Below are 13,229 nucleotides of genomic sequence, written 5' to 3' on the forward strand. Positions count from 1 at the left end.
CATTATATCCGGCGCAATTAAAAGTCCAGATTGGACGCTTTCAGCGCGTTCTCTTCAATAAAGGCCCGGCGCGGCTCAACCGCATCCCCCATCAGGGTGGTGAACAACTGATCGGCCGCCACCGCATCCTTGATGGTCACGCGCAGCATGCGGCGCCCTTCCGGATCCATGGTGGTTTCCCACAGCTGTTCCGGGTTCATTTCACCCAGCCCTTTGTAGCGCTGAATGGCCAGGCCGCGACGCGACTCCTTCACCAACCAGTCCAGCGCCTGCTCAAAGCTGATCACCGGCTGGCGACGCTCGCCGCGCTCCACGAAGGCGCTCTCTTCCAACAGGTCACGCAGCTTTTCGCCCAGCGCGCAAATGCGGCGATATTCGGCGCCGTGAGCAAAGTCAAAGTCAAACGCGTAGTCGGTATCCACGCCGTGGGTACGCACGCGCACCAGCGGCTCAAACATCTGGCGTTCGCGATTCTCCAGAACGCGGGCGCTATAGACACTACCGTGCAGCTCCTTCTCGTTCAGCGTTGCCACCAGCGAGTTAATCCACTGCTCAACCTGCGCCTGGTTCCCCAGGTCGGCTTCGCTGAGGGTCGGCTGATAAATAAGCTGATTCAGCACCGCCTTGGGATAGCGACGCTCCATGCGACCGATCAGCTTCTGCACCTGGTAATGTTCCGCCACCAGTTTTTCCAGCGGCTCACCGGCCAACGCAGGGGCAGCGGCGTTGATATGCAGGGCGGCGCCGTCCAGCGCGATGGACATCTGATACTGGTCCATCGCCTCATCGTCTTTAATGTACTGCTCCTGCTTGCCTTTCTTCACCTTGTACAGCGGCGGCTGAGCAATATACACATGGCCGCGCTCGATAATTTCCGGCATCTGGCGGTAGAAGAAGGTCAGCAGCAGCGTACGAATGTGCGAACCGTCGACGTCGGCATCGGTCATGATAATAATGCTGTGGTAGCGCAGCTTATCCGGGTTGTACTCATCCCGACCAATGCCGCAGCCCAGTGCGGTGATCAGGGTCGCGACCTCCTGCGAGGAGAGCATCTTATCGAAGCGTGTCTTCTCGACGTTGAGGATCTTACCCTTCAGCGGCAGGATGGCCTGATTCTTACGGTTACGCCCCTGCTTGGCAGAGCCGCCCGCAGAGTCCCCTTCCACTAAGTAAAGCTCTGAATGGGCGGGATCGCGCTCCTGGCAGTCCGCCAGCTTGCCCGGCAGGCCGGCCAGATCCAGCGCGCCCTTGCGACGGGTCATTTCACGCGCCTTGCGAGCCGCCTCACGGGCGCGGGCCGCGTCGATGATTTTACCTACGACGATTTTGGCATCGCTGGGATTTTCCAGCAGGTATTCAGCCAGACGCTCGTTCATCAGCGACTCAACGGCGGATTTCACCTCAGAAGAGACCAGCTTATCCTTGGTCTGAGAGGAGAACTTGGGATCCGGCACCTTCACGGACACCACGGCAATCAGCCCCTCACGCGCATCGTCGCCGGTGGCGGAGATTTTGCTCTTCTTGGTATAGCCTTCGTTTTCCATGTAGCTGTTCAGCGTACGGGTCATCGCCGCACGGAAACCGGCCAGATGAGTCCCGCCGTCGCGCTGCGGGATGTTATTGGTAAAGCAGTAGATATTCTCCTGGAAGCCATCGTTCCACTGCAGAGCCACCTCTACGCCGATATCATCCTTCATGGTCGAAAAGTAAAACACGTTCGGATGGATCGGCGTTTTGTTTTTGTTCAGATACTCAACAAACGCCTTGATCCCACCCTCATAGTGGAAATGATCTTCGCGATCGTTGCGTTTGTCGCGCAGGCGAATGGAGACGCCGGAGTTCAGGAAAGAGAGTTCACGCAGGCGCTTAGCCAGAATGTCATACTGGAATTCGACCACATTGCTGAAGGTCTCCATGCTCGGCCAGAAACGCACGCGGGTACCGGTCTGCTCGGTGTCGCCAACTACCTTCAGCGGCGCCGCCGGCACACCGTGCCGGTAGATTTGCTCATGGACATGGCCATCGCGGCGGATCACCAGCTCCAGCTTCTCGGACAGGGCATTCACTACGGAAACCCCCACGCCATGCAGGCCGCCGGAGACTTTATAGGAGTTGTCGTCAAATTTACCGCCGGCGTGCAGCACGGTCATGATGACCTCGGCGGCAGAGACACCCTCCTCCGGGTGAATGCCGGTTGGGATGCCGCGGCCGTCATCCTGTACGGAGACAGAGTTGTCACTGTGAATGGTGACGATGATATCTTTGCAATAACCAGCGAGCGCTTCGTCAATCGCGTTATCCACCACCTCAAACACCATGTGGTGCAGACCCGTACCATCATCGGTATCCCCGATGTACATGCCCGGGCGCTTACGAACGGCATCCAGCCCTTTTAATACCTTGATACTTGAGGAGTCATACGTATTTGACATCAGCCTTTCTCGCTCATTGGATAACTATCGTAATAAATCGAATCTAAACGGCTATTTTACCCTGTTCCACGCGGAACATCTTGCCCTTTTCATCAACCATGTCGCCGACCTGATCGGCGTTGACCGCGCTGACAAACACCTGTGCGCCGGTAGCTTTCAGCCGTTCGGCAAGCAAACGGCGCCGCCCGGCATCCAGCTCAGAGGCGAAGTCATCGATCAGATACAGACACTGACGGCCGCTGTGACGCGTCAGGTATTCTCCCTGTGCGAGGCGCAGCGCGCACATCAACAATTTTAGCTGTCCGCGCGACAGCAAATCCTCAACCGGCGTACCGTCGGCGCGGATGCGGAAGTCCGCCTTATGCGGCCCCTGCGCGGTATAGGTCAGCGCCCGATCGCGCTCAAAATGACGCTCCAGCAGCTCAGCATAATCGCCCTCGCGATCCCAGCCGCGCATAAACGAAAAGGATAGCGCATACTCTGGTAAAAACTGGCTGCAGGTTGCCGCAATATCCTGTGCGATAGCCTCGCTGTAGGCCGCCCGCAGCGCGCTGACCTGCTCGGCCAGCGGCACCAGCTCCTGATCCCAGGGCCGGATTTGGGCATAGCGCGTCACCTGACGCAGCGCGGCATTGCGCTGCTTCAACACCCGCCGCAGATTGTTCCACGCGGTAAAAAAGCCCCGATCGCCATGAAAACAGCCCCAGTCCAGGAAGGACCTGCGGTATTTAGGTCCGCCGTTGAGCAGGGTAAACCCCTCCGGGGTGATCAGCTGCATTGGCAGCATCTGCGCCAGCTCAGCCACTTTATGACCGTCGCTGCCGTCGATGCGAACCTTGCTGTCCCCCTGGCGATCCTTGCTCAGCCCGACAGCCAGCTCCCGCCCGCCGCCGTCATCAATACGGCCATGCAGCACAAACGCGGCGCAGTCGTGACGGATCACCCGCCCGGCCTGCAGGCTGCGAAACGCCCGCCCGTGCCCCAGCGTATAGATGGCCTCCAGCACGCTGGTCTTTCCACTGCCGTTCGCGCCGACCAGAAAATTAAACCCAGGGGCCAACGCGAGATCGGCCTCTTCGATGTTACGAAAATCACGGATCACGAGACGGGTCAATGCCATGCACACCGCCCTGCCATGGCCGCGGCAGATCCGCCGCGGCGCAAAGACTCACTACGTGAGTAAAGGAGCGCCATCGTTACAAACGCATCGGCATCACGACATACACCGCCGCCTGGCTGGCGGCATCTTCTATCTGTACGCTGGAAACCGCATCCGTCAGCATCATCACCACCCGCTCACACTTCAGGGCGTTTAGCACATCTAGAACGTAGCTCACGTTAAAGCCGATCTCTAGATCGCTGCCCGGATAGTCCACGTCCAGCAGCTCCTCGGCCTCCTCCTGCTCCGGGTTGTTAGCCGTGATCTTCAGCTGGTTATGGCTGACGTGCAGACGTACGCCGCGGAATTTCTCATTGGAGAGGATCGCCGCGCGGGCAAAGGCCTGCTTTAGCTCGTCACAGCCGGCCTCCAGGGCTTTATCTGGGTTCTTCGGCAATACGCGCCGATAATCAGGGAAACGGCCATCGACCAACTTGGAGGTAAAGATGAATCCCCCGACGTGAGCGCGCAGATTATTGCTACCAATCTGCAGGCGCAGCGGCGTCTCGCCGCCGTCCAGCAGGCGCATCAGTTCAATCACGCCTTTACGCGGTACGATCACCGAATGGCTCGGCAGGCTCTGACCGATCGGCATTGAACAGACCGCCAGGCGATGACCATCCGTCGCCACGGTGCGTAGCTCTTCGCCCTCGGTTTCAAACAGCATGCCGTTCAGATAATAGCGGACGTCCTGATGGGCCATGGAAAACTGCGTCGCTTCGATCAGGCGCTTCAGCGTCGCCTGCGGCAGGGTAAACTCCACCTCGCTCTGCCAGTCATCCAGGTTAGGAAAATCCACGGCCGGTAGGGTGGAGAGAGAAAAACGGCTGCGCCCGGAGCGGATCAGCATGCGATCGCCGTCCAAGGCCACCGAAATTTCGGCGCCGTCCGGCAAACCACGGCAAATATCCAGAAACTTACGCGCCGGGACCGTCGTCGCTCCCGCTTCATGGGGCTGTACCAGGGGCACCCTGGCTACCATCTCCATCTCGAGATCGGTGCCGGTCAGCGACAGATGGCCATCTTCCACCTGCAGCAACAGGTTACCCAGAATCGGCAACGTAGGGCGCCCGCCCAGCGGGCTGCTCACCTGTTGCAACGGCTTGATAAGATGCTCACGCTCAACAATAAATTTCATATCGCTACGATGACTGTTAGGTAATTAGGATGACAACGTTCTGATTAGATTAGAAAAATCTTCTTTGATGTCGTGACTTTCTTCGCGCAGCTGCTCAATCTTACGGCAGGCGTGCAGCACCGTGGTATGGTCCCGGCCACCAAAGGCATCGCCGATCTCCGGCAGGCTGTGGTTGGTCAGCTCCTTGGCCAACGCCATCGCCATCTGGCGCGGGCGGGCAACGGAGCGGGAGCGGCGCTTGGACAACAGGTCGGCCACTTTAATCTTGTAGTACTCCGCCACCGTCTTCTGAATGTTGTCGATGGTGACCAGCTTCTCCTGCAGCGCCAACAAGTCACGCAGCGCTTCGCGGACAAAGTCGATGGTGATCGCCCGCCCGGTAAAGTTGGCGTTGGCGATCACCCGATTCAGCGCCCCCTCCAGCTCACGGACGTTCGAGCGCAGGCGCTTGGCAATGAAGAAAGCTACCTCGCCCGGCAGGCGAATGTCGTTTTCGTCGGCCTTCTTCATCAGAATAGCGACGCGCGTCTCCAGCTCCGGCGGCTCGATAGCCACCGTTAGTCCCCAGCCGAAACGCGACTTAAGGCGATCTTCTACCCCGTTGATCTCTTTCGGATAACGATCGGAAGTCAAGATGATTTGCTGATTGCCCTCCAGCAGCGCATTGAAGGTGTGAAAAAACTCCTCCTGTGAGCGCTCCTTATTGGCAAAAAACTGAATATCGTCGATCAGCAGCGCATCGACAGAGCGGTAGTAGCGCTTGAACTCTTCGATAGCGTTATTCTGCAGCGCTTTGACCATATCCTGAACAAAGCGCTCGGAATGCATGTACACCACCTTGGCGTTAGGCTTGCGCGCCATGATGCCATTGCCTACCGCATGCAGCAGGTGCGTTTTACCCAGGCCGGTACCACCGTATAGAAACAGCGGGTTATAAGCGCCACCCGGGTTATCCGCCACCTGACGCGCCGCCGCGCGCGCCAGCTGGTTAGACTTACCCTCAACAAAGTTATCGAAGGTGTGCTTAGGGTTAACGTTGGAGCGATAGGAGAGCTCCGGCTGGGCGGTAACCCGCTCCCAGCTCGGTCGCGCCGGACTGCTGGTCCGAACGGCGGCCGGCGCCACGCTCACGCCGCTACTGGCGGCGCTGCTAACCGCAGCCGGGGCTGCCGGCTTGCTGCCCACCTCAAAACGCAGCACCGGCGCATCGGAACCGCAAAAGTCATTAAGTAACCCATTAATATTATTTAAATATTTATCACGAACCCAATCAAGAACAAAGCGGTTGGGCGCATACAGCGCCAGCGTGTTGTCACTGAGCTCCGCCTGAAGAGGACGGATCCACATGCTGAATTCTGTGGCAGGTAACTCATCCTGCAATCGGGCAAGACACTGCTGCCAAAGCGAAAGTGACACGGCGGACTCCACTCGAACAAAGATAAATAAGAAATGATTAGGGTGCTTAGGGTTTTTCATTACCGGAAATGCAGCCGGTAGCCCGCGGCGCGCAATGCGGCCGGATCCCAACGGGGCGGCGGGATCATAAACAGGTTACCCACAACTTGACCACTTCCTGGTCACCGCTTGCGCGGCATACTCGCACAACCGCCCCTAACAAGAAAGGGATCGCGATCGGGATGGCGGATCATAGCCTAAACCGTACAGAAGATCCTCTCCTTCTGCACAGAATCGATCCTTTTTATCCACAGACCAACCGGCCCCCTGTATGGATTATCCCTTTTCCTATGCAATATAGCGTTAACGGCAGCACAAAGCGGAGACTTTCAGAAAAACCGTTGATCAATACCGCACCGATCCCAAGATCGACAGAAGGATCACACTAAGATCCTTGCGCTTTGGTAGGGAGTCCGTATAATTTGCCACCCACGCGTTACGCCTGCGTTCTGTTGCCGGAAACGCAGTACCCCAACCCTCCGGAAGGTTAGGTGTGACGGTGACAGCGGGTTTACCCGTGTGAGCCCAGGTGAGCTGCTTGGCATAAGTCAATTGACTCAGGACTGTACAATTATTACAATCCTGCCTCTTTAATATATGCGATTGAGGCGTCGGTCGTTCTCACGTCGAGTAGCCAAACGCGTTTACTGATCAGTAATTATTTAAAGTTTAGGTAGAAATCGCTATGAAACGCACTTTCCAACCGTCCGTATTGAAACGCAACCGTACCCACGGTTTCCGTGCTCGTATGGCAAACAAAAATGGCCGTCAGGTTCTTGCCCGTCGCCGCGCTAAAGGCCGCGCTCGTCTGACCGTAGCCGGTTAATTTAGCTGACCAGATTAGTGGTTAAGCTAAGTTTCCCTAGGGAGTTACGTTTGTTAACTCCCAATCACTTCAATTTCGTCTTCCAGCAACCGCAACGAGCCGGTACGCCCCAACTTACCATTCTCGGCCGTATGAACTCGCTGGGGTATCCCCGCATCGGTCTTACTGTCGCCAAAAAGCATGTCAAACGCGCTCACGAGCGTAACCGCATCAAGCGCCTGACACGCGAAAGTTTCCGTCTGCGTCAGCATTCGCTGCCAGCCATGGACTTTGTGGTAATCGTCAAAAAGGGTGTTCAGGAACTCGATAATCGGGCGCTGACAGAGATGTTGGAAAAATTATGGCGTCGCCATTGTCGCCAGGCTCGCGTCTCCTGATTGCGCTGATACGCGGTTATCAGCGCTTTATCAGTCCGCTGCTTGGGCCGCACTGTCGCTTCCATCCCACCTGCTCACAGTACGGAATTGAGGCATTGCGCAGGTTTGGGGTGGTAAAAGGCAGTTGGTTGACACTGAAACGCGTATTAAAATGCCACCCTTTGAACCCGGGTGGCGATGATCCCGTGCCGCCAAAGACCAATAACAGAGAACATTAAGATGGATTCGCAACGTAATCTATTCCTCGTCGCTCTGCTGTTCGTGTCCTTCTTGATCTGGCAGGCCTGGCAGACGGACCACAATCCGCAGCCGGTCGCTCAGACAGCAGGACAGAGCGTAAGTGACACCGCTAGCCAGGCAGTACCGGAAAGCGGCCAGGGTAAGCTTATTACGGTTAAGACCGACGTACTGGCTTTGACCATCAACACCCGCGGTGGTGACATCGAGCAGGCCGATCTGCTGGCCTACCCGGCTACTCTGGGCTCAAATACCCCGTTCCAGCTGCTGGAAACCACGCCGCAGTTTGTCTACCAGGCTCAGAGCGGCCTGACCGGCAAGAGCGGTCCGGATAACCCGGCTAACGGCGCCCGCCCGCTGTACAGCGCTAACCAAACCAGCTACGAAATGCTGCCGGGCCAAGATGAGCTGCGAATCCCGCTGACCTATACCGCTGCGAACGGCGTTATCTACACCAAAACCTTCGTTCTTAAGCGCAATGACTACGCTATCGCCGTTGACTATAAGGTGAAAAACGACAGCCACGACGCACTGGATCTGACCCTGTTCGGTCAGCTCAAGCAGTCTGTCGATCTGCCGAAGCACCGCGATACCGGCAGCAATAACTTTGCGCTGCACACCTTCCGCGGCGCGGCTTACTCCTCCAGCGATGACAAGTATCAGAAGTACAGCTTCAGCGATATCGAAGACAAGAATCTGAACGTGCAGACGAAGGGCGGCTGGGTCGCCATGCTGCAACAGTACTTCGCCACCGCCTGGATCCCGCACGACAGCGGCGTAAACACCTTCTACACCGCCAATCTGGGCAACGGCCAGGCCGCTATCGGCTATAAAGCACCGTCCGTCAGCGTCGCGCCAAACACAGAGAAGGTGCTCAGCACCACGCTGTGGGTCGGCCCGGAGCTGCAAAGCGACATGGCTGCCGTTGCGCCACACCTCGATTTGACCGTGGACTATGGCTGGCTGTGGTTTATCTCTCAGCCGCTGTTTAAGCTGCTGCAGCTGATCCACAGCTTCGTCGGGAACTGGGGCTTCGCTATCATTATCATCACCTTTATCGTTCGTGGCATCATGTACCCGCTGACCAAGGCGCAGTACACCTCGATGGCCAAGATGCGTATGCTGCAGCCCAAGCTGCAGGCCATGCGCGAACGTATCGGCGATGACAAACAGCGCATGAGTCAGGAGATGATGGCGCTGTACAAGACCGAGAAGGTTAACCCGCTGGGCGGCTGCTTCCCGCTGCTGATCCAGATGCCTATCTTCCTGGCCCTGTACTACATGCTGATGGGCTCCGTCGAGCTGCGTCAGGCGCCGTTCGCCCTGTGGATCCATGACCTGGCCGCGCCAGACCCGTACTACATCCTGCCTATCCTGATGGGCGTAACCATGTTCTTCATCCAGAAGATGTCGCCAACAACCGTCACCGATCCGATGCAGCAGAAGATCATGACGTTTATGCCGGTTATCTTTACCGTCTTCTTCCTGTGGTTCCCGTCAGGTCTGGTGCTGTACTATATCGTCAGCAACCTGGTCACCATCATCCAGCAGCAGCTGATTTACCGCGGCCTGGAAAAACGCGGCCTGCACAGCCGGGATAAAAAATAACCCACGCTGATGCAGCGAGGTACCAGGGGGGCGGTCATCAGACCGCCCCTTTTTTCTTGTCGCCCGCCGCGCGGGCCAGCACTCAAAGCCAAAAGAGAGAGAATATGATCAGCTCATCCGACACCATCGTCGCCCAGGCTACCGCGCCGGGACGCGGCGGCGTGGGGATCCTGCGCGTATCCGGCCCGCAGGCGCAGGCCGTAGCCCTGGCGCTATTGGGCAAGCTGCCCAAGCCGCGCTATGCCGACTACCTGCCGTTCCGAGACCATGATGGAACCCCGCTGGATCAGGGCATTGCCCTCTATTTCCCCGGCCCCAACTCCTTTACCGGAGAGGATGTGCTGGAGCTACAGGGCCACGGTGGGCCGGTGATCCTCGATTTACTGTTAAAGCGTATTCTGCAGCTGCCGGGACTGCGCATCGCCCGTCCAGGAGAGTTCTCCGAACGCGCGTTTCTCAACGATAAAATGGATCTGGCGCAGGCCGAGGCGATTGCCGACCTTATCGACGCCAGCTCAGAGCAGGCGGCGCGCTCGGCGGTCAACTCGCTGCAGGGCGTCTTCTCGGCGCGCATCCATCAGCTGGTCGAGTCCCTGATCCACCTGCGCATCTACGTCGAGGCCGCCATCGACTTTCCCGATGAAGAGATAGACTTTCTCTCCGACGGTAAGGTGGAGGCTCAGCTGAATGCGGTGATGGATGAACTGGCCGGCGTACGCACAGAGGCACGCCAGGGCAGCCTACTGCGTGAAGGGATGAAAGTGGTGATCGCCGGACGCCCCAACGCCGGGAAATCCAGTCTGCTCAACGCGCTGGCCGGACGAGAAGCGGCTATCGTCACCGATATCGCCGGCACCACTCGCGACGTCCTGCGTGAGCATATTCATATCGATGGCATGCCGCTGCACATCATCGATACCGCCGGGCTGCGCGAGGCCAGCGACGAAGTGGAGCGTATCGGCATTGAGCGCGCCTGGCAGGAGATCGAGCGCGCCGATCGTGTACTGTTTATGGTCGACGGCACCACCACCGACGCCACCGATCCCGTCACCATCTGGCCCGATTTTATCGCGCGTCTGCCGTCCAGCCTACCCATTACCGTGGTGCGTAATAAGGCGGACGTAACCGGTGAGCCGCTGGGGATCAGCGACTGCGATGGCCATACGCTGGTACGCCTGTCGGCTCGCACCGGCGCCGGCGTCGACGTACTGCGCGATCACCTCAAGCGCAGTATGGGCTTTGACACTCGTCTGGAGGGGGGATTTCTGGCACGCCGCCGTCATCTGCAGGCGCTGGATCAGGCCGCCCTGCACCTGCAGCAGGGAAAAGATCAGCTGCTCGGCGCCATGGCCGGAGAGCTGCTGGCCGAAGAGCTGCGTCTGGCGCAGCAGTCGCTCAGCGAGATCACCGGCGAATTTACCTCTGACGATCTGCTGGGACGCATCTTCACCAACTTCTGCATCGGCAAGTGAGGCTACGCCGAAACGAACGCCGACCCGCCCGGCGTTATCCCCGTCGTTTCTGGTGACGCTCGCGGTTATCCACCTTACGCCGCTCGCTCTTACGCAGCAGGATATAGAGCGCGCCGCTGCCGCCGTGGCGCCTATCGGCGCTGTGTATCGCCATCACGTCAGGGATCTGCGGCAGCCAGGCGCTGACATAGCTTTTCAGCAGCGCCTGAGGCTGGCTGCGCTCCCCTTTGCCATGCAATACCAACGCGGTACGAACGTCGCGCGCGATGCAGTCCGCCACGAACTGCAGCAGCGCGGCGCGCGCCTCAACCAGTGTATGACGGTGCAGATCCAGAACCGCCTGCAGCGCATATTTCCCCAGCCGCAGCTTACGGTAAACCCCGTCTTGGATCCCCTCACGCTTAAATCCCAGCAGATCGCACGGGCGTAGCATCACGACCGATACCATCGAGAGCGAATCCAGAGACACATCCAAGGTCTGCTGCGCAGCCGCCCGCCGGGCCAGCTGCGCCTCACTGGGTGGCGCGGCGCGCGCCGTCGACACGCGGCGATCCGATACCAGCGGTTTCACGCCGGCCATCTCTTGGCAAAACAGCTGATGGCTATCCATTCTTATCTTCCTTATCTCCTCGCACAACCTCAGTCGCCTGACAGCATATCCGGGCTATCGTGTACCGCGCCGAGACAGTGACGGTATACCTGGCGCGCCGCCTGAGTAATGGAAAACAGCAGTAGACCGCACAGCAGCAGCTCTACGCTAACCTGCCAGGTCACCCCGCGCTGCGCCAGCGTCGCCGCCATATAGCTGTAGAGAAATGTCCCCGGCAACAGCGTTAACGCTGAAATCCAGGTATATCGCCAAAAACCGATGTCCGTCAGCCCATAGGCATAGTTTTGAATATTGTAGGGAAACAGCGGCACCAGGCGGGTAAAGATCAGAAAGTCGACGCCATAGCGCGTCATCCCCAAAGCGATCCGCTGAAACAGGGGACGCGACCCAAAACGGGCCTGTAGCCAGTCACGCCCCAAATACCGCGCCAGCAGAAAGGCGCAGGCGGATGCCAGCGTCGCCGCCAACAGTGAAAATAGCGTTCCCCACCATACCCCAAACAGCATCGCCGCCGCGATCACCAGAATACTGCCCGGAAACAGCATCAGCGAGGCGGCAATAAACAGGATCATATAGCCCAGCGCGCCATAGACAAACCCCATCTCCCCCAGCAGACGCTGCAACGCCGCCAGATCGCCGCTCAGCGTGCGCAGCGGCGTACAGGCGATCGCGACGGCCACTAGCGCCAACATCCCCCATCGCCGCCAAGGTTTACGCCTTCTTTTCCATCGCATGTCTCCTCTTATCTCGCATTCCTCGCTAGCGCGGTAACCAAATCAGTGCGCTATGCCACACATTACATACATGATGATTATCAAATATCGTTAGAGGATAAATACTTCTAAGGGTTATACAACCGCCATGTGACAGGCAAGCTGGACTGACACCGGTAAATGCGCCGATCTTTACCGCCTGACGCATCATTATGATCGGCAGTATAGGGAGTGACTATGGAAAGCCACTTTGTCTGGTGGAACACAGAGCATCGCCCACTGGACGTCCATCGACTCACCGAAGACGTCATCGCAACCTCACTCCACTACTCCCCTAAACGGCGTGAGCGTTTTCTGCACGCCCGGGTTGCGCTGGCGGAGCTGATGGCCATTCTGTATGGCCACAGTAAACTGCCGCGTACGGCGATCGACTGCCGCGGGCGTCCTTTTTTTATCGATCCCAGCCTGCCCGACTTCAGCCTGGCCTATGGCGGCAACATCGTCGGGGTGATGCTGGGATGTACCGGTAAGGTAGGCCTGGATATTGAGGTAATCCGCGCCCGCCAGGGTGGATTCGTTCCCCTGCAGCAGCAGTACCTGAGCAATACGGAAAAAGTCTGGATCGCACGCCAAGAGGACAGACTGGAAGCAACCACTCAGCTGTGGGCCATCCGTCAATCCGTGCTGAAAATCTCCGGCCTCGGCAATAGCGGACTCGATACCCTGCGGCTCCAGCCCGGCGCGGGAAAACTGCGCTCAAGCGCCACGCCGCAGGTCGAAACCCTGAGTGCGATACACAACGATATCGCCTGGGCCTGCAGCCGCTCGCCCTCGCTACAGCGGCTGCACTACTGGTATATGCAGCCCAACGGGCGCTTGGCCAACGTCGATAGAGAAAAACGCCAGACGCTGGAGCTGTTACCAACGTTTCTACGCTTTACCAGCCATGTTCCGCTACAGACGGTATCCGACTGATATACCGCGCACAGGATGTGGGCAAGCCAGCGACCTGGATAAAAAGGATTTATTATTCATCTGGGTGTCCATGGCCTTGCGCACCCCTGGGAGAAATCGCTGCCGCTGCGGACTCTACCCGATCGACTTCGCACACGGCGCAGCGGCAGAAGGCAGGACTCTATCGTCTGTTCCATAGACCGATCAGATCCAGCGCACCCGCGTTGACCGCGACGCTAGCTGATGAA

At 58.2% G+C, this 13,229-nt stretch carries 12 protein-coding genes; 6 read left to right on the forward strand and 6 right to left on the reverse strand.

Translation table 11 applies throughout. The features are described from left to right. Window positions 1–17: 17 nt before the first annotated feature. The 4 genes from gyrB to dnaA all read right to left on the reverse strand — a co-directional run bounded on the left by gyrB (window position 18) and on the right by dnaA (window position 6,145). A complete protein-coding gene (gene gyrB / locus QY76_RS02750) occupies window positions 18–2,432 on the reverse strand; it encodes a DNA topoisomerase (ATP-hydrolyzing) subunit B (RefSeq protein WP_045426587.1) in 2,415 nt (804 codons plus the stop codon). 43 nt (window positions 2,433–2,475) lie between these two features. Beyond that, on the reverse strand, window positions 2,476–3,552 hold the full coding sequence (recF, locus tag QY76_RS02755) for a DNA replication/repair protein RecF (RefSeq protein ID WP_034164470.1): 1,077 nt from the start codon (window positions 3,550–3,552) through the stop codon (window positions 2,476–2,478). A 76-nt stretch (window positions 3,553–3,628) separates the two neighbouring features. Further along, the gene (gene dnaN, locus QY76_RS02760) at window positions 3,629–4,729 is read right to left on the reverse strand and encodes a DNA polymerase III subunit beta (RefSeq protein WP_034164469.1); all 1,101 of its coding nucleotides are present in this window, start codon (window positions 4,727–4,729) and stop codon (window positions 3,629–3,631) included. Window positions 4,730–4,753: 24 nt separating this feature from the next. Further along, window positions 4,754–6,145, reverse strand: a complete 1,392-nt coding sequence (gene dnaA / locus QY76_RS02765) for a chromosomal replication initiator protein DnaA (RefSeq protein WP_095666550.1) — start codon at window positions 6,143–6,145, stop codon at window positions 4,754–4,756. 724 nt (window positions 6,146–6,869) lie between these two features. Between dnaA and rpmH the strand changes: the two genes are divergently transcribed. From rpmH to mnmE, 5 genes are all read left to right on the forward strand, one after another. Beyond that, window positions 6,870–7,010, forward strand: coding sequence for a 50S ribosomal protein L34 (gene rpmH / locus QY76_RS17555; RefSeq protein WP_015462599.1), 141 nt, complete (start codon window positions 6,870–6,872; stop codon window positions 7,008–7,010). Window positions 7,011–7,027: 17 nt separating this feature from the next. Continuing rightward, the gene (gene rnpA, locus QY76_RS17560) at window positions 7,028–7,387 is read left to right on the forward strand and encodes a ribonuclease P protein component (protein ID WP_015462598.1); all 360 of its coding nucleotides are present in this window, start codon (window positions 7,028–7,030) and stop codon (window positions 7,385–7,387) included. Continuing rightward, window positions 7,351–7,605, forward strand: coding sequence for a membrane protein insertion efficiency factor YidD (gene yidD, locus QY76_RS17565; protein ID WP_015462597.1), 255 nt, complete (start codon window positions 7,351–7,353; stop codon window positions 7,603–7,605). The genes rnpA and yidD overlap by 37 nt, the downstream gene beginning before the upstream one ends. Window position 7,606: 1 nt before the next feature. Continuing rightward, on the forward strand, window positions 7,607–9,232 hold the full coding sequence (gene yidC / locus QY76_RS02775) for a membrane protein insertase YidC (RefSeq protein ID WP_034164466.1): 1,626 nt from the start codon (window positions 7,607–7,609) through the stop codon (window positions 9,230–9,232). Window positions 9,233–9,339: 107 nt separating this feature from the next. After that, window positions 9,340–10,704, forward strand: coding sequence for a tRNA uridine-5-carboxymethylaminomethyl(34) synthesis GTPase MnmE (mnmE, locus tag QY76_RS02780; protein ID WP_117026406.1), 1,365 nt, complete (start codon window positions 9,340–9,342; stop codon window positions 10,702–10,704). A gap of 34 nt (window positions 10,705–10,738) precedes the next feature. On the opposite strand, the gene smrA is transcribed toward mnmE, so the two are convergent. After that, entirely contained in the window at window positions 10,739–11,314 is a 576-nt protein-coding gene (gene smrA, locus QY76_RS02785) for a DNA endonuclease SmrA (RefSeq protein WP_034164465.1), read from the reverse strand. A 29-nt stretch (window positions 11,315–11,343) separates the two neighbouring features. Continuing rightward, entirely contained in the window at window positions 11,344–11,994 is a 651-nt protein-coding gene (locus tag QY76_RS02790; RefSeq protein WP_052365588.1) for a TVP38/TMEM64 family protein, read from the reverse strand. A 270-nt stretch (window positions 11,995–12,264) separates the two neighbouring features. Here QY76_RS02790 and QY76_RS02795 point away from each other — a divergent pair, with 270 nt between their 5' ends. Further along, entirely contained in the window at window positions 12,265–13,002 is a 738-nt protein-coding gene (locus tag QY76_RS02795; RefSeq protein ID WP_034164464.1) for a 4'-phosphopantetheinyl transferase superfamily protein, read from the forward strand. The last annotated feature ends 227 nt before the right edge of the window (window positions 13,003–13,229 follow it).

It is taken from the genome of Edwardsiella sp. EA181011, assembly GCF_000800725.1.
Lineage (GTDB): Bacteria > Pseudomonadota > Gammaproteobacteria > Enterobacterales > Enterobacteriaceae > Edwardsiella > Edwardsiella anguillarum.